The following is a 20223-nucleotide window of genomic DNA, read 5'->3' as shown; positions in this document are numbered from 1 at the left end:
AGGCTAAGGCAAATTTTGTCGAAAAAATACCGCACTTTTATGCGGTACTTTTGTTCGGTATTATGAGAATAAACCAATAATTAGTGTAATACGCTAATGAAAGCTAAGAATCCTTTCAATATTGTTGCATTTAATAAGTCAATAAAAAATGCCCCAACCATTGGTACGATTAAGAAGGCTTTATGTGATGGACCAAAATGCGATGTAACCACTTGCATATTTGCCACCGCAGTTGGCGTTGCGCCTAAACCAAAGCCACAATGCCCCGCACTTAACACCACCGCATCATAATCTTTGCCCATTGCACGATAAGTCACGAAAATAGCATACAAGATCATCACAACCACTTGCACCGAAAGAATGATAAACACTGGTAAAGCTAATCCTGCGAGTTCCCATAATTTCAATGACATTAAAGCAATGGCTAAGAATAATGACAAACCGACCGTGCCTAACACGTCCACGGCTTCATCCGCTACTTTAAATTTGAAAATATGCGCCAGGCTATTGCGTACAATCACGCCCGTAAATAAACACCATACGAAAGTTGGCAACTCAAAGGCTGTTTCTTTGGTGGCTGCACTTAAATGTTGTCCAACGAACAGACAAATAGACATCATTGTGATGGTTTCGATGATCGTGCGTGTATTCACTTTACGGCGATAAACAGGTTTTTCAAAGGCCTCTTCGATGTCGTCAATGTTTTCATCTTCTGCCACTTCATCTTTATGCATACGTTTTAGCAAGAAGCTGGCAACTGGGCCACCAATAATCCCACCAAACACTAAACCGAATGTCGCACACGCCATGGCAATTTCCATTGCGCTGTTAATGCCAAATTTCGAGGTTAAAGTCCCAGCCCAAGCAGCGCCCGTACCGTGTCCCCCTGTTAAGGTGACGGAACTTGCGATTAAGCCATAAGCGGGATCGATTCCCAATGCCATTGAGCCTAAAACGCCGACTAAGTTTTGCAGACAAATTAAACCCGCAGCAACAACCAAGAAAACAACTAATGGCTTACCGCCCTTAATTAAGCGTGCAAAATTCGCACTTAAACCAATGGAGCTGAAGAATACCAACATCATGGTGTTCTGCAAGTTTTTGTCGAACGTAAAGCTCAATCCCCAGCCTTGATGCGCAATTGTTAATGCAATCGCCACAATAAAGCCGCCCACAACAGGCTCTGGGATATTAAAGTTTTTTAACACTCGGACACGTTTTACTAAAAAATACCCGAGCAATAAAACCAAACAGGCAAGCGCCACTGTTTCATAAGTATCAAATGTCATAATGTCCTTCTTAGGTTACAACAAAATAGAAAGTTTCTTTCTTCTTTTAAAGGATAGGTGCATCAATCTATCAGAAAAAAATAACGCATTCCAGCAAAATACGCATTTTTCAAAATTTCATTTATTTTGACCGCACTTTTTAACCAATGCTGAAATATTTACTGCGCAAATTAAGGAAAAAGCATTCACTCAGCGCGCTGATAACCATACATTAAGAAAGTCTGCAGGCTATCTCGCATATTAGCGATGTTTGGGTATCGTCCCCATTGCTCAAAGCCTTGTTTTTCAAACATTTTTCGGCTGATTGCATTTTCTTCAATCACATAAGCCATCAGCGTATTAACGCCACAAATTGGCATTTGCGACTGGAGAAATTGAATCGCTTTTGAGCCATAGCCTTTGCCCTTTGCGTTTGCATCTAAATAAACGCTCACTTCCACCGTTTCATTAAATGCCGCGCGATCATAGAACGGAGAAAAACTGCACCAGCCCAAAATTTTGCCATTTTCGACCGCACTTTCTAGCACCCAAATCGGATGGTTTGCGCTAGTTAAATGCTGATGAAACCAAGGTCGGCGATCTTCTTCTGTCACGAGCTCTAAATCAGCGGTGATACGGCGACACGGAATCGCTTGGTTATATATGGCGATAATTTGAGAAAAATCTTGTTCAGTGGCTTTTCTAATTTTCATGGTTATAACAAAATACGAACTTCAGTACCGCCAGTTGGGCGGTTTTTAATGGTTAATTGAGCATTTAATTGTTGGCTGCGTTCTTCCATAATGCGTAACCCATAATGCCCGACTGGCTCATCAAGGCTTGGGATGCCTACGCCATCATCACGGATCAGAATTTCACGCTCGCCCTCAGCATTGGTCTGCGCCACAATTTCAATTAACGAGGCTTTTGAATGCTTAATGGCATTGAGCGTGGCTTCTCGAACAATTTGTAAGGCGTGGACTAATTGCTGCGCATTAAAAGTTTGCGACGGCAAGGTGCATTGCACGCATAATTGAATATCCGTTTGCGCACGCAATCCCTCAATGACTTGCTCCAAGGCTAATTTTAAATTTGCTTCTTGCACCGTCAAGCGGAATGTGGCTAACAATTCACGCAGCTGGATATAGCCGTCCCTTAGGGCTTGCTCAAAATCATTGATAATCGCAAGGCTTTTCAGTTTATGCTCATCGCCCTCTTTATGCAAAGTATGTTTCAACAAAGTCAGCTGAATTTGCAAATAAGATAGCACTTGCGCCAAAGAATCATGCAATTCTCGGGCAATAATTGAGCGTTCTTCCATTAATAATAGCTGTTGTTGCTGGCGTTGGCTTTGGTTGAAATGCAAGGAGCGGCTAAACAATTGCGCAATATTTTCCATCGTACGCGGATCGGGGCAAGGCAATCCAGCCTGCCAACGTAACACGCCCAAGCGATGATTTTCTTCGCCCAATGGCACTTCTTGCCAATTCAAATATTCCGCGCTTTCGCCCAAGGAAACATTCCAATTTTCCGCGCCAAAAATTTCTAGTTCAAATGCCGTGAGATGCTCTGTTGCCATTACGTTTTGCATCACGAATTGCAAGCGGCTGCGATCAATATCCGAAGCCGCCAAGCTTTGCGAACAATGATAAAGCATAGACAAAGTGCGGTTAGTTTGCGTCAATTTTTGCGTTTTTTCGTTAATCTTGTCTTCTAAATGGGCATATAACTTATAAAGTTCGCTAGACATTTGGGTAAAGGCTTTGGCAAGGCTACCAAGCTCGTCCGCCCGTTCCGTATCCAGCGGCACATGCTTAAATTGTCGCATTTGCACTTGCACGCTCGCCCGTGTGAGCTGGCGCAATGGGGTAACCACTTTTTTGCGGGTATACCAAATGACATAGCCAACCATCGTAATAATGAGCAACATGGCGATTAAAATAACCGCCGTGGTGATATTCAACTTGTACTCAGCGAATTCTTGCAAAGAATACACAAATTTATCCACTTGCCCTACATATTCGGGCAAGGCTTCACGATACGCCTTTTCATCCCCTTTCAAGGCGAATTCTTCCATTTTGCCCCAACTGCTGATTAAATCATGGTAAGCGTTTTTCAAGGAAAGCGGTGCCATAAATTGTTCGTCAATTTGGGCTAAGGCATGGGAATGTAGGCTGCGGCGATATTCGCGTAAATATTGTTCCAAATGTTCGGGTTCTTGTTTTAAGCCGTACCACATTCGATAGGTTTGAAAACGCAGAGAGCCTGAAATATTGATTTGTTCCGCATCAGAACGGCTGCTGGCAATAATACCCAGCGCAAAAGTGGTAATAATGCCCGCAAACACAATCACCATAAACAAATAGTGAGCGATTTTGGTGGAAACAGATTGTTTAACGTTCACATTTATTCCTTACGAAGTGCGGTCAAAAAATTCTGAATTTTTGACCGCACTTTCGATTATCGTTTATCCGCTTGGGAGTGCGTTGCGCCTTTCGCAAGCATGCGTAATTGTAAAATAAGGCGTTCTTTCAATTGCTTGCGTTCTTTCTGCGCCATATCCAAGGCGTTGGCGCCAGCGGTAAACACCAATGTCACCATGCCCTCCGCTTGGACATAGGCAATGTAGTGGTTATATTGATGTTTATGGGCGAGATATTCGGCTAATTCATCGGCAAAATGCTTAATTTCTCGTGCGGATGCTGTGCGAAATGCTGCTGACGTGCCAGAACTTTCACGCAGCAATAAACGAAATACGTTCGGGCTGTTGTGGATAAACTCGAAAAAAGTTTCTACCGAGATCGCAATCACGCTGCCGCCTTTTTCAATGCGCTTGCGCGCTTGGCGCATTAATTGGCGCAAGGTTAAACCCGCTTCGTCCACCATTACCAATCCCAATTCATCCATATCTTTGAAATGCCGATAGAACGAAGTTGGCGCTATCCCTGCCTCACGCGCTACTTCACGCAGGCTTAAATTAGAAAAACTTTTTTCGGCATTGAGTTGATTAAACGCTGCATCCACCAAGGCTCGGCGGGTTTTTTCTTTTTGAATTGCACGGACGCCCGCCATATTAATTTCCCTCTAAAATAGGTTTAACCGCATTGGCGACCGCTGTTGCAATGCGTTCATAACGAGCGCGTAATGGCGAACCGGGGCGATAGACTAAGGCAATGGTGCGTTTCGGCTCTGGCATTGTGCAAGGGATATATTTCACGCCGACACGCGAGCCTTCATTTAACACAGCGAGTTCTGGCATTAAGGTAATTCCTGCGTTTGCCGCGATCATATTGCGTAACATTTCAAGGCTTGTTGCTTTAAAATGTGCGTTTTCGCTAGCGCCAGCGGTGAAACAATAGCCTAAGGCTTGATCGCGCAAACAATGCCCATCATCTAACATTAAAACTTCGCGCCCTTTTAATTCTGGCATCGACACTTGATTTTTCTGTGCAAGTTCGTGGTGTTCGGAGACCGCCAACATCATGCGTTCATTAAATAACGGCACTTCAATAAAAGGTTCTGTTTCTGGCACAGAGGCTAAAATAGCACAATCTAAATGCCCTGTTTCTAGCTGGTCAAGTAATTGTGAGGTTTGCGATTCGTATAAAAATAATTCAAGTTCAGGAAAAGCGTCTTTCAACGCAGGCATAATATAGGGTAACAAATAAGGTCCCACAGTCGGGATCACGCCGATATGAATTGGCCCCGTCATATCTTTGCCTTGATTGCTTGCCATTTCTTTTAATATTTTCACTTCACGTAGCACTTGTTTGGCTTGATCGACCAATAACAAACCCGATTGCGTAAACAACACTTTTCGGCTAGTGCGTTCAAGCAAAATAATGCCGAGTTCATCTTCTAATTTACGAATTTGCCCACTAAGCGTTGGTTGGCTTACGTTACAGGTATCTGCTGCACGGCGGAAATGTTTGTGTTCTGCGAGGGCGACAAGGTATTCCAAATCACGAATATTCATACTAAAACCTGCCTATGTTTAAATAGAAAAAAACGATTGAATGAATAGTTATTAATTGTTTGTAACGATAACATAAAAGGAACTATAATTCACTCAGTTTAAAGATTAACTCACTCAAATAGGAGAAATTATTATGAGTATGGAAGGCAAAAAAGTCCCACAAGTTACATTCCACACACGCCAAGGCGATGCTTGGGTTGATGTGACTTCCGCTGAATTATTTGATAACAAAACCGTTGTGGTGTTCTCGCTCCCAGGTGCGTTCACGCCAACTTGTTCATCAACACATTTACCGCGTTATAACGAATTAGCTTGCGAATTCAAAGCATTAGGCATTGATGACATTATTTGTATGTCTGTCAACGATACTTTCGTGATGAACGCTTGGAAAGCAGACCAAGAATCAGAAAACATCACCGTGATCCCAGATGGTAACGGCGAATTTACTGCAGGCATGGGCATGCTTGTAGATAAAGAAGAACTTGGTTTCGGCAAACGTTCATGGCGTTATTCTATGCTAGTGAAAAACGGCGTGGTGGAAAAAATGTTCATTGAACCAAATGAACCAGGCGACCCATTCAAAGTCTCTGATGCGGATACAATGATCAAATACTTAAAACCAGACTGGACAGCTAAACCGTCAGTGTCAATCATCACAAAACCAGGTTGCCCATTCTGTGCGAAAGCAAAAGCCTTGTTAAAAGCCAAAGGCTATGCATTTGAAGAAATCGTGTTAGGTCGTGATGCATCAACAATTTCTGTTCGTGCTATCACTGGCAAAACATCGGTTCCACAAGTCTTTATCGGCGGTCAGCACATTGGCGGCAGCGATGATTTAGAAAAATATTTCGCCTAATTTAACTACAAAATAAAATTTTGACCGCACTTGAGCAATCAAAGTGCGGTCAATTTCATTAGAATATTGTGCAAAAGTAAACTTACTTACGCACCGCAATTGCTTCAATTTCTAACCCCACATCTTTTGGCAAACGAGCCACTTCCACGCACGAACGCGCAGGGAAATTCGGGTGATTGTTCTCTTTAAAGAAACGCTCATATTCCGCATTCACCGTAGCAAAATCATTGAGATCTTTCACAAATACTGTGGTTTTCACGATGTCGCCCACTGTTAAACCCGCTTGCTCGATAATCGCTTTGATATTTTCCAAAGATTGACGCGCTTGTGCCGTAATCTCTGCGGGCACTTCGCCCGTTGCAGGATTAACTGGAATTTGCCCAGAGGTCATCACTAAATTCCCTAAATCCACCGCTTGGGCATAAGGGCCAATCGCCGCTGGCGCGTTTTCTGTATGAATAATTTTTGTCATGGATAGCTCCCTTTGTTCAGTTGATGGCATGATTTTACACGCGCGCCCAATAAAAACAATCCAAAAAATGACCGCACTTTGATCTGTGCAGCCAAAGTGCGGTCGATTTTTGCAAAATTTTAGCAATTAATATTTGCTTTCATCATAGCCATAATACGCATTGGTAAGGATTTCTTCCATATCCGCTACCATTGGCAAGCGTGGGTTTGCTGGTGAACATTGGTCTTCATAGGCAAGTAATGCGATTTCATGACGCGCGTCCATCCATTCTTTTTCATCCAAACCTTGCTCTTTGAATGACATTTTAATGCCACAACGAATGGCTAAATCATAGACCGCTTTAGCATAAGATTTCACGCCTTCTTCTGGTGTGGCAGCTGGCAACCCTAACAAACGTGCGATATCTTGATATTTTTGATCCGCTTTGTAGTAGTTGTATTTCGGCCATGTCGCTGTTTTCGTTGGTTTAGTGCCGTTATAACGAATAACATGCGGCATTAAAATAGCGTTTGTGCGACCGTGTGGCGTATGGAAGTGTCCGCCCAATTTATGCGCCAATGAGTGGTTCATGCCTAAGAATGCGTTGGCAAAAGCCATACCCGCCATAGTTGATGCATTATGCATTTTTTCACGCGCTTCTGGATCTTTCTCTTTCACTGAACGTTCGAGATATTCAAAGACCAATTTAATCGCTTGTAAAGCTAAGCCATCGGTATAATCATTCGCTAACACGGAAACATAGGCTTCAGTAGCGTGGGTCAACACATCTAACCCTGTATCTGCGGCAACATTTGCAGGCACGGTCATCACTAAAGCTGGGTCAACAATGGCAATGGTTGGCGTTAATGAATAGTCTGCCAATGGATATTTTTTATCTCCTTTGGTGATAACGGCAAATGGGCTGACTTCAGAACCTGTACCCGAAGTGGTTGGAATGCCGATATAACGTGCTTTTTTCCCTAAAGATGGGAATTTGAACGCACGTTTGCGGATATCCATAAATTTTTGCACTAAATCACGGAAATCAATTTCTGGTTGTTCATAGAATAACCACATTGCTTTCGCTGCATCCATCGCCGAACCGCCGCCTAAAGCGATAATGGTGTCTGGTTTGAAACTTTGGATCAGTGCTGTACCACGGCGTACCGTCTCAATACTTGGATCGGGCTCTACGTCTGCAAATAATTGATAAGCCACGCTATCTCTACGGGATTCTAATTGATGAGCAATTTTTTGTACAAAGCCTAAATCGACCATAGTACGGTCAGTAACAATCACTGCACGTTTCATGTCAGGAATGGATTGTAAATATTGAATTGAATCACGTTCAAAATAGATTTTTGAAGGCACTTTGAACCATTGCATATTATTTCTCCGTCTTCCCAAACGTTTAATGTTGATTAAATTGACCGCACTTACATTGTTACCTACTGAGTTTTTACCATAAGAACCACAACCCAATGTTAATGATGGTAAGAAAGAGTTATACACATCACCAATGCCGCCAAAGGTTGACGGTGAATTCCAAATCACACGAATCGCTTTCACACGTTCACCAAAGTGTTTGGCTAGTTCCGCGTCTTTGGTATGAATCGCCGCAGAATGTCCTAAACCGTGGAATTCCACCATTGCTTCCGCCAAATCTAAGCCTTGTTCACGCGATTTAGATTTAAGCAACGCCAATACTGGAGAAAGTTTTTCACGGGTTAATGGCTCTTTTTCGCCCACTTCTTTACATTCGGCTACTAAAATATTGGTTTTCGCTGGCACGGTGAAACCCGCTTGTTCTGCGATCCACGCAGCCGCTTTGCCCACCACGTTGGCATTTAATTTCGCACCACCGCAGTTTTTGCTATCAGCTTTCACACCGAACATAAATTCTTCTAATAACGCTTTTTCTTTTTTATTGACGAAATACACGCCATAAGATTTCATTTCTTTGACAAATTCATCATAAATTTCAGCATCAACAATCGCCGCTTGTTCAGAGGCGCACACCATGCCGTTATCAAATGATTTTGACATCACAATATCGTGAACTGCTTGTTTCACATCGGCAGATTTTTCTACATAAGCTGGCACATTTCCTGCTCCCACGCCCAAGGCAGGTTTACCGCAAGAATAAGCTGCTTGAACCATTGCGTTACCACCTGTGGCTAAAATTGTTGCAATACCAGGGTGATTCATCAATGCGTTAGTGCCTTCCATAGACGGTTTTTCAATCCATTGGATACAATCTGCAGGCGCGCCCGCTGCAACCGCGGCATCACGCACGATACGCGCTGCATGGGCAGAAGATTGTTGTGCTGATGGGTGGAATGAAAAAATGATTGGGTTACGAGTTTTTAAGGCAATGAGTGATTTGAAAATGGCGGTAGAAGTTGGGTTGGTGGTTGGGGTAATACCACAAATCACACCCACAGGGTCGGCAATTTCAGTGATGCCAGTGACATCATCTTCACTGATCACGCCAGCGGTTTTCAAATGGCGCATTTTGTTTACTACGTGCTCACAAGCAAACAAGTTTTTGGTGGCTTTATCTTCAAACACACCACGTCCTGTTTCTTCTACCGCATGTAATGCCAAGGCACCGTGTTGATCAAGGGCAGCCACAGAGGCTTTCGCCACGATATAGTCCACTTGCTCTTGATTTAGCTCGCGGAATTTCTCCAACGCCACCAAACCTTTTTCCACAAGGGCATTCACTTCCGCTTGCGCTGGGCTGACTGCATTTTCAACAGTGTTACTCATAATGATTTCTCCTAAAGTTGTTAAATTTTAAAATCTTAGCTGCGGATAATTATACTCCTTTGTGGGTAGGCAAAAAGTGGGTATTTATTGAAACTTAAAAATAATATGATCTAGATCACAAAATTTTATTGGTTGAAAGAATTGACTTTGTATGAAAATAAATCGCTGTCTAAATATCATAAAAGTGCGGTCAAAAACTGTTAAATTTTTGACCGCACTTCATTTTTACTCAACCTGTGCTAAATACGCCTTTAAAGCCCTTATCTGCTTGCGCCCTTCTGCAACGCCTAACTCATACATCGCTTTCACTTTATGCGGGTCTTTTTCCAAACGGCTAATGTGTAAATCTTGGTTTGGACGGACGACAAAAATCTTTCCTTGCCGCTCTAGCTCTATCACTTGTTCCACCGCTGCATTGTATTCTGCATAGCGATTTGCCCAGCGTTTACAGAGTTTAGGAAATTTTCGATAGATCAAATTAAACAGAATATTGTTTGATGGCGTTTTGCGATAATCCAATGGGCGAGTAAGCACTACAATGATTTTATCAAATCCCAATGCTTGCGTTTTTTGCAGCGGGATACTGTCGGCGATGCCACCGTCAAGATATTTTTTCCCTTCAATTTCCACCATTTTCGACACCATTGGCATTGCCGATGTCGCACGCAACGCTTCCATTTGTGCAAAGGCATCTGTGATTTTTACATATTCAGCCTCTCCGGTTTCCACGTTGGTCAGGGTGACCCAAAAATCGATGCCCGACTTTGCGAACGTGGCTTGGTCAAAGGGATCTAGCGTAAACGGCAATTCATAAAAGGCAAAATCTCGATTCACCACATTGCCTGTGGTGAGCAAGCTGTGTAACCCCATATAACGTTTATCATTTAAGTATTTCAAATTATAGCGCAACACGCGCCCTGCTTGTTTTGACGGGAAATTCACGCCAAATAATGCACCAGCGGATACCGTCACCATGCCATCCACCTGCACATTCTCGGCTAACATGACATCTAACACGCCAGCGGTAAACATTCCGCGCATAGCGCCGCCTTCTAAGACTAAACCTATTTTCATTACTGCTCTCCTATTTTGCACAAATTATAGTCTATTTATTGGCTTTCACTAAAATATTCATCAACTCCCTAAGATATTTAGTGCTACTATTTAACGAAGAAATTTCACGATAAAAAGAAAGTATAAGAAGAAAATTATGGAAAAACTCTTTGATATTAATGAAAACGGACACAGCGTTCGCTGCAAATTATTTTATGAAAAAGATCTACAGGCTATTGAAAATGTCGTGATCGTCTTACATGGTTTTGGTTCATCGAAAGATTTAAAATCCAATACCAAATTTGGCGAGCGCCTGCACGCAAAGTATAAGAATTACGCTGCCCTTGCCTTTGATTTACCTTGCCATGGCACAGATGCGCGCAAAAAATTGTCGCTGGCAGAATGTTTGCTCTATCTGCAAATTGTATTGGATTATGCGAAAAACCATTTACACGCTAAACAAATTTATGCCTACGGGACAAGTTTTGGCGGTTACTTGGTGCTGAAATATATCGCTGAACAGGGTAATCCCTTTGCTAAAATCGCAATGCGTTCACCTGCATTACAAATTTATCATTCCCTAAGCAACCGCTTAACCGATGATGAACGCCACAAATTGGCTAAAGGCAAAGAAATTTTATTCGGCTTTGAGCGAAAAATGAAAGTCACCAAGGATTTCTTTGATGATCTCGCTCAAGGGGAAATTATGCAAAATGATTATTTAGCCTACGCCGATGATATGCTCATCGTTCACGGCACCGCCGATGAAATGGTCGATATCCAAGTTTCTCAAGAGTTTGCAGACAACAATGTGATCGAACTCATTCCAGTGGAAGGCGCCGACCACCCATTTACTAACCCCAATTTAATGGATTTCGCCATTGGGAAAATTGTGGGATTTTTAGGGGAATAATTATAGAGAGCCGTAAATTTGAGATTGCCGCTAATCTCGCCCCGCAAACGCTTCCACTAAAAAGTCCACAAAGCTGCGTATGGTTTGGGAAAGTTGACGATGTGGGGGATAAACGGCATAGACTTGATAAGTCGGCATTTGCCAATCGGGTAGCACAATTTGTAGTTGGTTATTCGCAAGTTGCTGTTCAATAAAATACTTTGGCAACATTGCGATTCCCCCGTCTGCTAGCGTGAAATTAAGTAATGCGCCCGTGTCATTAATGGTGAGCTGGCTGGTAAGTTCCAAAACGGTTTCTTGCCCGTCTTTGATAAATGTCCACTCTTTTCGGTTTACATTTGCGTGTGCTAAATAACGGTGGTTGACGAGTTCCTGCGGCGAATGAATCGTGCCATATTCGGCTAAATACGCTGGTGTTGCCACTAATAAAGAATGGCAAGTAAATAATGGGCGTGCCACAACATTGGGATCAGGATTATTGGTAAAGCGAACCGCAAGATCAATTCTCTCTTCAACTAAGTTTACCGTGTTATCCGCCAAGATCAGTTGAATATTCAGTTTTGGGTGTTTGGCTAAAAAAGCACGAATCGCAGTGAGTAAATGGGTGCTGCCAAATGCAGGATTGGAAGCAATTCTCAACAAGCCCCGTAATTCGCCTTGTTTCGTCAAAAAATCTTGTTCAATGGCGGATGTTAATTCCGTCATTTTTTTGCAATATTCAACCGCCTGTTCGCCTGCATTTGTCAATGAAACATGGCGGGTAGTGCGTTGCAACAGCCGAGCGTTGAACCATTCTTCCATAAGAGCGACAGCCCGAGTGACTTTAGGGCGCGAAAGATCTAATCGTTCTGCTGTTGTCGTGAAACTGCCTGTTTCTGCCACCATTAAAAAGACTTGAATTGCCGTGATTCTATCCATTTTTCCGTCTATTGTTTCAATTATTGCAACAAGCATATTCAAAAACAGGTCTTTTTTCCAGAAATTATTTCAATATAATAAGAACAAATTTTGCTACAGCAAATTCCTAAATTTGAAAATTTCAAGTTTATTACTAGAGCCCAAACGCCGCCAATCGCATTAAGATTGCGTGGTAAACCATAACAACATATTTAAGAAGGAACATGAGTATGAAAAAATTACTTAAAACTGCCGCAATTTCGACCGCACTTTTAGCTTCAACAGCAGCAATGGCACAAACCACCCCAGAGCAAAACAAAAAAAATGCCATTGAGTTTTATGAATTAGTGTTTAACCAACACAAAGTGCAAGAAGGGACAGACAAATATATCGGTAAAGAATATTTGCAACACAACCCAGGCGTGGCAGACGGTGCTAAAGCTTTTGTGGATGCATTCGCGCCATTCGTAAAAGAATATCCACAATCTCGTGCTGAAATTAAACGTGTAGTGGCAGAAGGCGATTTAGTGATGTTACACGTTCATAGCACATTAAATCCGCAAGATAAAGGCGAAGCCGTGGTGGACATTTTCCGCTTTGATGACAACGGCAAAATCGTAGAACACTGGGATGTTATCCAAGCCGTACCAGAAAAAACCGCAAGCGGTCGTTCAATGTTCTAACTAAAATTTCAGCTCACAAATGGTCGAAAACAAACAGGTTTTTCGACCGTTTTTTATTTCAAACGCTTTTATTTTTACCAAATTAACAATGATGAAAAAAGCCAATTCAAAATTCTTCTTGGTTCTACTACTCGGTGTATTGTCGGCATTTGGACCTTTTGTGGTGGATTTATACTTGCCATCGTTGCCACAACTTGCCGCCTTTTTCCAAACTCACACATCAATGACGCAGCTCACCTTAACCACGGCAATGTTCGGTTTAGCGGGTGGACAATTATTGCTCGGCCCGTTGAGCGATAAATTTGGGCGTAAAAAACCGCTAATTGCGTCATTACTCGTTTACATCGCCACTACCATTGCAATTATTTTCTCGCCAAATATTCAAACGATGATCGTGCTGCGCATCGTACAAGGGTTATCTTCCGCAGGCAGCGTGGTGATTTCTCGCGCGGTGGCGACAGATTTATATCGTGGGCGTGAAATGACACGATTCTTTGGTTTATTAATGGCAATCAACGGCGTCGCACCGGTTGTTTCACCCGTGTTGGGTAGTTTGTTATTAGACCTATTAGGTTGGAAAGGGATTTTTGCCTTTTTAGCCTGCATTGGCGTGATTGTTACCCTATTCAGCTTGCGATTACAAAAGAGCCTCAGCCCCGAAAATCGCTTACAAGGCTCAATTTTGGCAACATTTAGTACCTTCGGCAAAATCATCAAAAATCACCAATTTATGCGCTATGTCGGCATTGAAAGTTTCCTATTTGCGGGAATGTTTGCCTATATTGCTGCATCGCCATTTATTTTGCAAAGCGTTTATGGCTTATCAGCTTTGGCATTTAGCCTATGCTTTGGCGCAAATGGTGCAGCTTTGGCGATGGGTTCTGCTCTAGGGGGCAAGTTTTCTAACCCAACTGCGCTACGCTTTGGCGTGTTAGGTTTTGGCATTGCCGTCTTTTACACCGCAGCTACGCTATTTATTCAACCCCATTGGTTTTGGGTAGAACTAGGTTTCTTCGTCATGCTCTTTACTACTGGCTTGCCAATGCCTGCCATTTCTGCCTTAGCCATGGAAAGCGAACGGCAATATGCAGGGGCGGCTTCCGCTGTACTCGGTTGCACACCGTTTTTGCTCGGTGGCATTGTTTCACCGTTAGTGGGCATGGGCGATATTTTTATCGCAAGCGCAATAGCCATTATCATCTGCGCCCTTATCGCATTAGCCATTTATTGGCGTGCTAAAAGAGAGATTATTTAAACAAAATTATCTGTGTATCTCCTTCGGATTAGCTTGATAACTAAAACGGTCGAAACTCACAACGTTTTCGACCGTTTTTTATAGCCTATTTAGGCTGAAAAACGTTTCAAAAATGGGGAAACCAGCTTTTACCCAATATTCCGTTGAAAAGATATATGCAGAGAAAATGGGAAACATCATTTGCTTGAAAAGTGCGGTCAAAATTAAAGAAGTTTTGACCGCAAGATAATGTTTGAGAAAAAACATTCGGATAATTGTGTATTGGGAATAAAATTAGCCTGCTAAACTCTGCAAAAACTCAACCATACTACGCACTGTCGGCACACTACCTCGATTTTTATAATAAATCACTGACACAGGCGATGACGCCATTTCCCAAGATTTGAGAATTTGCACCAATCCAGTTCGTTGATATATTGGGAAAATAGGCAAGGCACCAATGCCCATTCCACGCTGAATTTGTTTTTCTACCGCAAGGAAATCGTTAGAACTCATGCGGCTAGTGGGCGCAATGGTGATTTGATGATTTTCGCGCTGAAAATGCCACGGCAAGGTATGGTTTTGTCCGATAATTTGATGCTGATAGAGATCATTTGGTGTTTGTGGCTCACCATATTTCGCTAAATAATCCGGGCTTGCAAACACTCCTAGCCCCACTGAAATCCACGATTTCGCGACAACATTATCGTTATCAATGGTGCCTACACGCACGGCTAGGTCGATACCATCTTGAATCATATTAATTTTTTGGTGGCTAAGATTTATTTCTACATTTACGTCTGGATTTTCTTGTAAATATCGCCCTAAGTGCGGTTCAATCAGCAAATGAAAAATATCTGATGCAACTGAGATGCGCAATAAACCGCTTGGTTTTATCAGGCTTTGTTGCACGCTTTCAATGGCTAATTCCGCTTCCTGCAACATCATTTTTGCCCGTTCAAAAAAATGCGTTCCCACTTCATTGAGGGTGACACCTTTTTTGCCACGATTAATTAATTGGGTGCCAAGGGCTTGTTCTAGCTGAGTCAAACGGCGGCTTAAGCGTGAAACAGGAATATCCGTCAATTCACTTGCACGACTTAAACTGCCCGATTGCACAACAGACACAAACAATCGCATATCATCTAAACTAATTTTGTCCATCTTTCTATTATTGCAAAGTTATTTTGCAAAATTGTATCTTGTCGCAAATTTATATTCAATTAAAATGGCGCCGAATTCACTCATATTAAACAAGGAAACTTATGAATAACTTATTAACTAAACTTTCAAACGCATTAAGCCCTGTGATTTTATTGCTCGTTCGTATTATCGCGGGTTATCTAATTGTGTTACATGGGGTGCAAAAATTAACTAACCCTGATATGCCATTATTTTCATTAATGGGCTTAGGCGGATGCATTGAAACTGTCGGTGGTTTATTAATTATTATTGGCTTATTCACACGCGTTGCGACTTTCTTATTAGCAGGTCAAATGGCTGTGGCTTATTTAATGTTCCATGCAAGCGCAGAAACATTCTTCAATCCATTAGCAAACCAAGGCGAACTTGCCATTATTTTCTGTATGACATTCTTGTCATTATTCGTAACAGGCGCTGGAAAATTCTCGCTAGACACAAAATTTAACAAATAATTAAAATTCGGATATAATTCATCTCGGTAATTCGAGGCTGTTTATCTTGTATAAACAGCCTCTTCTAACAAATAAGGACAAAATAATGACCAAACAAGTCGCCGTTTTAGTTGGCAGCAACAGTACAACATCCGTTAGCAAAATCGTAGCACGTTATTTGCAAAGTATCGATCCAGCTAGCATTCAATTAAATTTCGTAGAAATTTCAGATCTTCCTCTTTACGACCGCGATTTAGACGCACAAGAAGTAGCATAATATAGCCGTTTCCGTGCAGAAATCGCCAAAGCAGACGCGGTATTGTTCGTTACTCCTGAACATAACGCAAGCTTCTCAGCAATGATTAAAAATGCGATTGATATTGGCTCACGCCCAATGGGACAAAGCCTTTGGATCGGCAAACCAGCAGGTATCGTTTCTGTTGCAGCAGGTGCTGCAGGCGGCGTTCGTGCAGCGGATCATCTTCGCACAGTTTGCTCTGGTGCGTTTATTAATATGCCAACTGCCTCGTTTGCAGCGAATGTAGGCGGGATTTACAATGGTGTAATCAGTGAAAATGGCGAAATCGCCTCTGAGCCAGTAAAATCAATGTTGGCTGGATTTATCAATTCTTATACAGACTTTGTAAGCAAATTCTAAAGTCTTATGGTGTAAAAGTATTAGCGCCTAATTAATTTCTACTCAAAGTGCGGTCAATTTTGACCGCATTTTTGTTATCTTAAAGTTCTGATATTAAAGCAGTGATATTGAAGTGCTTATATTAAAACGCTTTATTAAAAATCTGAACTTTCGGCTCTGTTGCACTGCATTCTAGCAAAATCGGAAACGCTTTCTTGATATGTGCTGTTTCTAAATGCACATCTAAATCCGCTTTACTCGCCCAGCGTTCGACAAATACAAAATGATTTGGATCATCGCTATTGCGTTGTAATTCATAAGATTCTACGCCTTTGTCATTCTGCGTATGCGCAGTTAATTCACGGCAAGTTTCTAAAAATAACTCAACTTTATCCGCTTTAACATTGAATGTGGCTAATACGGTAATACTCATATAAAACTCCTAAAAAAACGACCGCACTTAGTATCAGAACAAAGTGCGGTCAACTTTTATTACATTTTCGTTACATTCGATTCAATCAAATTACATTGATTCAGTGAATGTACGAGTGATAACGTCTTGTTGTTGTTCACGAGTCAATGAATTGAAACGTACTGCGTAACCAGATACACGAATTGTTAATTGTGGATATTTATCTGGGTTTTCAACCGCGTCTAATAATGTTTCACGGTTTAATACGTTTACGTTCAAGTGTTGACCGCCTTCAACTGTTGCTTCGTGGTGGAAATAACCATCCATTAAGCCAGCAAGGTTACGGCGTTGTGACTCATCATCTTTACCTAACGCATTTGGTACGATTGAGAATGTGTATGAAATACCATCTTTTGCGTATTCAAATGGAAGTTTAGCCACAGATGTTAATGAAGCAACCGCACCTTTTTGGTCACGACCGTGCATTGGGTTAGCACCTGGACCAAATGGCGCACCAGCACGACGGCCATCAGGTGTATTACCTGTTTTTTTACCGTAAACCACGTTTGAAGTGATGGTAAGGATTGATTGTGTTGGTGTTGCATTGCGGTATGTTTTATGTGTTTGGATTTTTTTCATAAAACGTTCTACTAAATCAACTGCGATGTCATCAACACGTGGGTCGTTGTTACCGAATTGTGGATATTCTCCTTCGATTTCAAAGTCTAATGCTAAGTTTTTCGCAACACCTGTTACTTCACCTGCTTTATTTTTGATTTCGATATCGCCACGAATTGGTTTCACTTTTGCATATTTGATGGCAGAAAGAGAGTCAGCCGCAACAGAAAGACCTGCGATACCACATGCCATTGTGCGAATTACATCACGATCATGTAATGCCATTAATGATGCTTCATACGCATATTTATCGTGCATGAAGTGGATGATATTTAACGCAGTCACATATTGTGTTGCTAACCAATCCATGAAGTGATCCATACGAGCCATAACTTTGTCGAAGTCTAAAACTTCATCAGTCATTGGTTCAGATTTAGGACCAACTTGCATACCATTTTTCTCGTCCACACCGCCGTTGATAGCGTAAAGCATTGTTTTCGCTAAGTTTGCACGTGCACCGAAGAATTGCATTTGTTTACCAACGATCATTGGTGATACACAACACGCGATTGCATAGTCATCGTTGTTAAAGTCTGGACGCATTAAATCGTCATTTTCGTATTGAACAGATGAAGTATCAATTGACACTTTTGCACAATAACGTTTGAACGCTTCAGGTAATTGTTCAGACCAAAGAATGGTTAAGTTTGGTTCTGGAGATGTACCCATTGTGTATAAAGTGTGAAGGATACGGAAGCTGTTTTTAGTCACTAATGGACGACCGTCTAAGCCCATACCTGCGATGGTTTCAGTTGCCCACATTGGGTCACCTGAGAATAATTGATCGTATTCTGGTGTACGTAAGAAACGAACCATACGTAATTTCATTACTAAGTGGTCCATTAATTCTTGTGCTTCTTGTTCAGTGATCACGCCATTTTGTAAATCACGTTCAATATAGATATCTAAGAAGGTTGATGTACGACCAAATGACATCGCTGCACCGTTTTGTGATTTGATTGCAGCAAGGTAACCGAAGTAAGTCCATTGGATTGCTTCTTGTGCATTTGTTGCAGGGCCTGAAATATCACAGCCGTATGATGCAGCCATTTGTTTGATTTGACCTAAAGCACGGTGTTGTTCTGCGATTTCTTCGCGTAATTGAATTGTCGCTTGTAAATCTTCACCCGCTTCTAAACGTGGTTGTAAAGAATCGAATTGTGCTTTTTTGTCTTTCATTAAGAAGTCGATACCGTAAAGTGCAACACGGCGGTAGTCACCGATGATACGACCACGACCATACGCATCTGGTAAACCTGTTAATACACCTGATTTACGGCAACGCAAAATGTCTGGTGTATAAACATCAAACACACCTTGGTTGTGAGTTTTACGATATTCAGTAAAGATTTTTTCTACTTTAGGATCTAAAGTACGGCCGTAAACTTGGCAAGAACCTTTGATCATATTGATACCACCGAACGGCATAATTGCACGTTTTAATGGCGCATCAGTTTGTAAACCAACGATTTTTTCTAAATCTTTTTGAATATAGCCCGGTGCATGTGAAGTAATTGTTGATGGTGTATGTTCATCGAAATCTAACGGTGCGTGAGTACGGTTTTCTTCTTTGATACCTTCCATTACTTGCGTCCATAATGCTGTTGTTGCAGCAGTTGCGTCCGCTAAGAATGATTCGTCACCTTCATACGGTGTGTAGTTAGTTTGGATGAAGTCACGTAAGTTAACTTCAGTTTGCCATGCACCTGGTTTAAAACCAGCCCATGCTTTTTGTTGAGCTTCTGTTAATTGAGCCATTGTAATACTTCCTTTTGTTAGTATTGATATATGAAACCTTGCAAGTGCGGTGAAAAATACAACATTTTTTGACCGCACTTACGCCAAAACGATTATTAGTGATGAGCGTGTGGTTTATTGGTGTACCACTGCATTAACGCAACACATACGCCACCACCCACGATATTTCCTAAAGTGACAGGAATTAAATTTTTCACAATAAAATGATAAAGATCTAAATCCGCATATTGCTCTGGATTTAAGCCAATGGATTGCCAAAATTCTGGCGCACTAAAATGTGCAGTTAATATTCCCATTGGAATCATAAACATATTCGCCACACTATGTTCAAAGCCTGAAGCAACGAATAAACCAATTGGTAAAATTTGAATAAAGGCTTTATCTGTTAAAGTTTTGCCTGCGTAAGTCATCCACACGGCTAAACACACCATAATGTTACACAACATACCAAGGGCAAACGCTTCTGACCAAGTATGATGAATTTTATGTTGCGCCGTATTTAAAATTGTTAAACCCCATTGCCCATTGGCTGCCATAATTTGACCACTCATCCAAATTAAAGCAACTATAAACAAACCGCCGACAAAGTTACCGAAATACACTACTACCCAGTTGCGTAGCATTTGGAATGTGCTGATTCGATTATTTGCGCGGGCGACCATCGTCATTGTAGATGAAGTGAAGAGTTCGCAACCGCAAACCACCACCATAATCACGCCTAATGAGAACACTAAACCGCCCACCAATTTGGTTAAACCCCAAGGTGCGCCTGCGGTGCCAGTTTGTGTTGTAGTATAGAAAACGAAAGCTAATGCAATAAATGCACCTGCAGAAATTGCAGAAAGGAAAGAATAGAATTGATTTTTACTGGCTTTATACGCACCTGCATCTTCACCAATTTGCGCCATTTCGGTCGGCGTTGCAGCCACAGTAGACATCTTTTCTTCAGTTGTCATCGGTTATACCTTATCAATGAGAGCCTGTTTATTTTATGCAAAAAA

The 20223-nt window shown here is 41.8% G+C and carries 18 protein-coding genes and 1 pseudogene; 6 read left to right on the top strand and 13 right to left on the bottom strand.

The window, feature by feature from the left end; genetic code table 11:
* Positions 1-80 precede the first annotated feature (80 nt).
* From gltS to oxyR, 5 genes are all read right to left on the bottom strand, one after another.
* Positions 81-1289 (bottom strand): sodium/glutamate symporter, encoded by a 1209-nt coding sequence (gene gltS, locus C8D76_RS06245; protein ID WP_116631932.1) that lies wholly within the window; start codon positions 1287-1289, stop codon positions 81-83.
* Between the two features lie 185 nt (positions 1290-1474).
* Positions 1475-1981 carry a GNAT family N-acetyltransferase gene (locus tag C8D76_RS06240; protein WP_116631931.1) on the bottom strand — a complete coding sequence of 169 codons (507 nt, stop codon included), beginning with the start codon at positions 1979-1981 and terminating at the stop codon, positions 1475-1477.
* A gap of 2 nt (positions 1982-1983) precedes the next feature.
* Entirely contained in the window at positions 1984-3672 is a 1689-nt protein-coding gene (narQ, locus tag C8D76_RS06235) for a nitrate/nitrite two-component system sensor histidine kinase NarQ (RefSeq protein ID WP_116631930.1), read from the bottom strand.
* Between the two features lie 56 nt (positions 3673-3728).
* Entirely contained in the window at positions 3729-4340 is a 612-nt protein-coding gene (gene fabR / locus C8D76_RS06230) for an HTH-type transcriptional repressor FabR (protein ID WP_116631929.1), read from the bottom strand.
* Between the two features lies 1 nt (position 4341).
* A complete protein-coding gene (oxyR, locus tag C8D76_RS06225) occupies positions 4342-5244 on the bottom strand; it encodes a DNA-binding transcriptional regulator OxyR (RefSeq protein WP_116631928.1) in 903 nt (300 codons plus the stop codon).
* Between the two features lie 133 nt (positions 5245-5377).
* On the opposite strand from oxyR, the gene C8D76_RS06220 reads away from it, so the two are divergent.
* A complete protein-coding gene (locus C8D76_RS06220; protein WP_116631927.1) occupies positions 5378-6100 on the top strand; it encodes a glutathione peroxidase in 723 nt (240 codons plus the stop codon).
* An 82-nt stretch (positions 6101-6182) separates the two neighbouring features.
* On the opposite strand, the gene C8D76_RS06215 is transcribed toward C8D76_RS06220, so the two are convergent.
* The 3 genes from C8D76_RS06215 to C8D76_RS06205 all read right to left on the bottom strand — a co-directional run bounded on the left by C8D76_RS06215 (position 6183) and on the right by C8D76_RS06205 (position 10397).
* Positions 6183-6572, bottom strand: a complete 390-nt coding sequence (locus C8D76_RS06215; protein ID WP_116631926.1) for a RidA family protein — start codon at positions 6570-6572, stop codon at positions 6183-6185.
* A 126-nt stretch (positions 6573-6698) separates the two neighbouring features.
* Positions 6699-9323, bottom strand: coding sequence for a bifunctional acetaldehyde-CoA/alcohol dehydrogenase (adhE, locus tag C8D76_RS06210; RefSeq protein ID WP_116631925.1), 2625 nt, complete (start codon positions 9321-9323; stop codon positions 6699-6701).
* A gap of 225 nt (positions 9324-9548) precedes the next feature.
* Positions 9549-10397, bottom strand: coding sequence for a patatin-like phospholipase family protein (locus tag C8D76_RS06205; protein ID WP_116631924.1), 849 nt, complete (start codon positions 10395-10397; stop codon positions 9549-9551).
* A gap of 136 nt (positions 10398-10533) precedes the next feature.
* Here C8D76_RS06205 and C8D76_RS06200 point away from each other — a divergent pair, with 136 nt between their 5' ends.
* Entirely contained in the window at positions 10534-11289 is a 756-nt protein-coding gene (locus C8D76_RS06200; RefSeq protein WP_116631923.1) for an alpha/beta hydrolase, read from the top strand.
* 30 nt (positions 11290-11319) lie between these two features.
* Here C8D76_RS06200 and C8D76_RS06195 read toward each other — a convergent pair whose 3' ends face one another.
* Positions 11320-12207 carry a LysR family transcriptional regulator gene (locus tag C8D76_RS06195; RefSeq protein WP_116631922.1) on the bottom strand — a complete coding sequence of 296 codons (888 nt, stop codon included), beginning with the start codon at positions 12205-12207 and terminating at the stop codon, positions 11320-11322.
* A gap of 209 nt (positions 12208-12416) precedes the next feature.
* On the opposite strand from C8D76_RS06195, the gene C8D76_RS06190 reads away from it, so the two are divergent.
* Together C8D76_RS06190 and C8D76_RS06185 are read left to right on the top strand one after the other, a co-directional pair.
* Positions 12417-12869 (top strand): nuclear transport factor 2 family protein, encoded by a 453-nt coding sequence (locus C8D76_RS06190; protein ID WP_116631921.1) that lies wholly within the window; start codon positions 12417-12419, stop codon positions 12867-12869.
* Positions 12870-12960: 91 nt separating this feature from the next.
* Positions 12961-14124, top strand: a complete 1164-nt coding sequence (locus tag C8D76_RS06185) for a multidrug effflux MFS transporter (protein ID WP_116631946.1) — start codon at positions 12961-12963, stop codon at positions 14122-14124.
* Between the two features lie 273 nt (positions 14125-14397).
* Here the strand turns inward: C8D76_RS06185 and C8D76_RS06180 are convergent, their stop codons facing one another.
* Complete coding sequence (locus C8D76_RS06180; protein ID WP_116631920.1) at positions 14398-15267, bottom strand: LysR family transcriptional regulator; 870 nt, start codon at positions 15265-15267, stop codon at positions 14398-14400.
* A 101-nt stretch (positions 15268-15368) separates the two neighbouring features.
* Here C8D76_RS06180 and C8D76_RS06175 point away from each other — a divergent pair, with 101 nt between their 5' ends.
* Positions 15369-15758, top strand: a complete 390-nt coding sequence (locus C8D76_RS06175; RefSeq protein WP_116631919.1) for a DoxX family protein — start codon at positions 15369-15371, stop codon at positions 15756-15758.
* An 85-nt stretch (positions 15759-15843) separates the two neighbouring features.
* Positions 15844-16395 (top strand): annotated as a pseudogene (locus tag C8D76_RS06170) (NADPH-dependent FMN reductase).
* Positions 16396-16516: 121 nt separating this feature from the next.
* Here C8D76_RS06170 and C8D76_RS06165 read toward each other — a convergent pair.
* From C8D76_RS06165 to focA, 3 genes are all read right to left on the bottom strand, one after another.
* Entirely contained in the window at positions 16517-16807 is a 291-nt protein-coding gene (locus C8D76_RS06165) for a putative quinol monooxygenase (RefSeq protein ID WP_116631918.1), read from the bottom strand.
* A gap of 90 nt (positions 16808-16897) precedes the next feature.
* Positions 16898-19222: a formate C-acetyltransferase gene (gene pflB / locus C8D76_RS06160; RefSeq protein WP_116631917.1), complete on the bottom strand. Its 2325-nt coding sequence runs from the start codon at positions 19220-19222 to the stop codon at positions 16898-16900.
* 95 nt (positions 19223-19317) lie between these two features.
* Positions 19318-20178, bottom strand: a complete 861-nt coding sequence (focA, locus tag C8D76_RS06155; RefSeq protein WP_116631916.1) for a formate transporter FocA — start codon at positions 20176-20178, stop codon at positions 19318-19320.
* Positions 20179-20223 lie beyond the last annotated feature (45 nt).

The sequence above is a fragment of the Alitibacter langaaensis DSM 22999 genome, assembly GCF_003096995.1.
GTDB lineage: Bacteria > Pseudomonadota > Gammaproteobacteria > Enterobacterales > Pasteurellaceae > Exercitatus > Exercitatus langaaensis.
This window is presented reverse-complemented; position numbering and strand designations above follow the sequence as displayed.

What these genes read in the sequence shown, in the direction of transcription:
- gltS (WP_116631932.1), bottom strand. Translation starts at nt 1,289, where the DNA reads ATGACATTTGATACTTATGAAACAGTGGCGCTTGCCTGTTTGGTTTTA.
- C8D76_RS06240 (WP_116631931.1), bottom strand. Translation starts at nt 1,981, where the DNA reads ATGAAAATTAGAAAAGCCACTGAACAAGATTTTTCTCAAATTATCGCC.
- fabR (WP_116631929.1), bottom strand. Translation starts at nt 4,340, where the DNA reads ATGGCGGGCGTCCGTGCAATTCAAAAAGAAAAAACCCGCCGAGCCTTG.
- oxyR (WP_116631928.1), bottom strand. Translation starts at nt 5,244, where the DNA reads ATGAATATTCGTGATTTGGAATACCTTGTCGCCCTCGCAGAACACAAA.
- C8D76_RS06220 (WP_116631927.1), top strand. Translation starts at nt 5,378, where the DNA reads ATGAGTATGGAAGGCAAAAAAGTCCCACAAGTTACATTCCACACACGC.
- C8D76_RS06215 (WP_116631926.1), bottom strand. Translation starts at nt 6,572, where the DNA reads ATGACAAAAATTATTCATACAGAAAACGCGCCAGCGGCGATTGGCCCT.
- adhE (WP_116631925.1), bottom strand. Translation starts at nt 9,323, where the DNA reads ATGAGTAACACTGTTGAAAATGCAGTCAGCCCAGCGCAAGCGGAAGTG.
- C8D76_RS06205 (WP_116631924.1), bottom strand. Translation starts at nt 10,397, where the DNA reads ATGAAAATAGGTTTAGTCTTAGAAGGCGGCGCTATGCGCGGAATGTTT.
- C8D76_RS06200 (WP_116631923.1), top strand. Translation starts at nt 10,534, where the DNA reads ATGGAAAAACTCTTTGATATTAATGAAAACGGACACAGCGTTCGCTGC.
- C8D76_RS06195 (WP_116631922.1), bottom strand. Translation starts at nt 12,207, where the DNA reads ATGGATAGAATCACGGCAATTCAAGTCTTTTTAATGGTGGCAGAAACA.
- C8D76_RS06190 (WP_116631921.1), top strand. Translation starts at nt 12,417, where the DNA reads ATGAAAAAATTACTTAAAACTGCCGCAATTTCGACCGCACTTTTAGCT.
- C8D76_RS06185 (WP_116631946.1), top strand. Translation starts at nt 12,961, where the DNA reads ATGAAAAAAGCCAATTCAAAATTCTTCTTGGTTCTACTACTCGGTGTA.
- C8D76_RS06180 (WP_116631920.1), bottom strand. Translation starts at nt 15,267, where the DNA reads ATGGACAAAATTAGTTTAGATGATATGCGATTGTTTGTGTCTGTTGTG.
- C8D76_RS06175 (WP_116631919.1), top strand. Translation starts at nt 15,369, where the DNA reads ATGAATAACTTATTAACTAAACTTTCAAACGCATTAAGCCCTGTGATT.
- C8D76_RS06165 (WP_116631918.1), bottom strand. Translation starts at nt 16,807, where the DNA reads ATGAGTATTACCGTATTAGCCACATTCAATGTTAAAGCGGATAAAGTT.
- pflB (WP_116631917.1), bottom strand. Translation starts at nt 19,222, where the DNA reads ATGGCTCAATTAACAGAAGCTCAACAAAAAGCATGGGCTGGTTTTAAA.
- focA (WP_116631916.1), bottom strand. Translation starts at nt 20,178, where the DNA reads ATGACAACTGAAGAAAAGATGTCTACTGTGGCTGCAACGCCGACCGAA.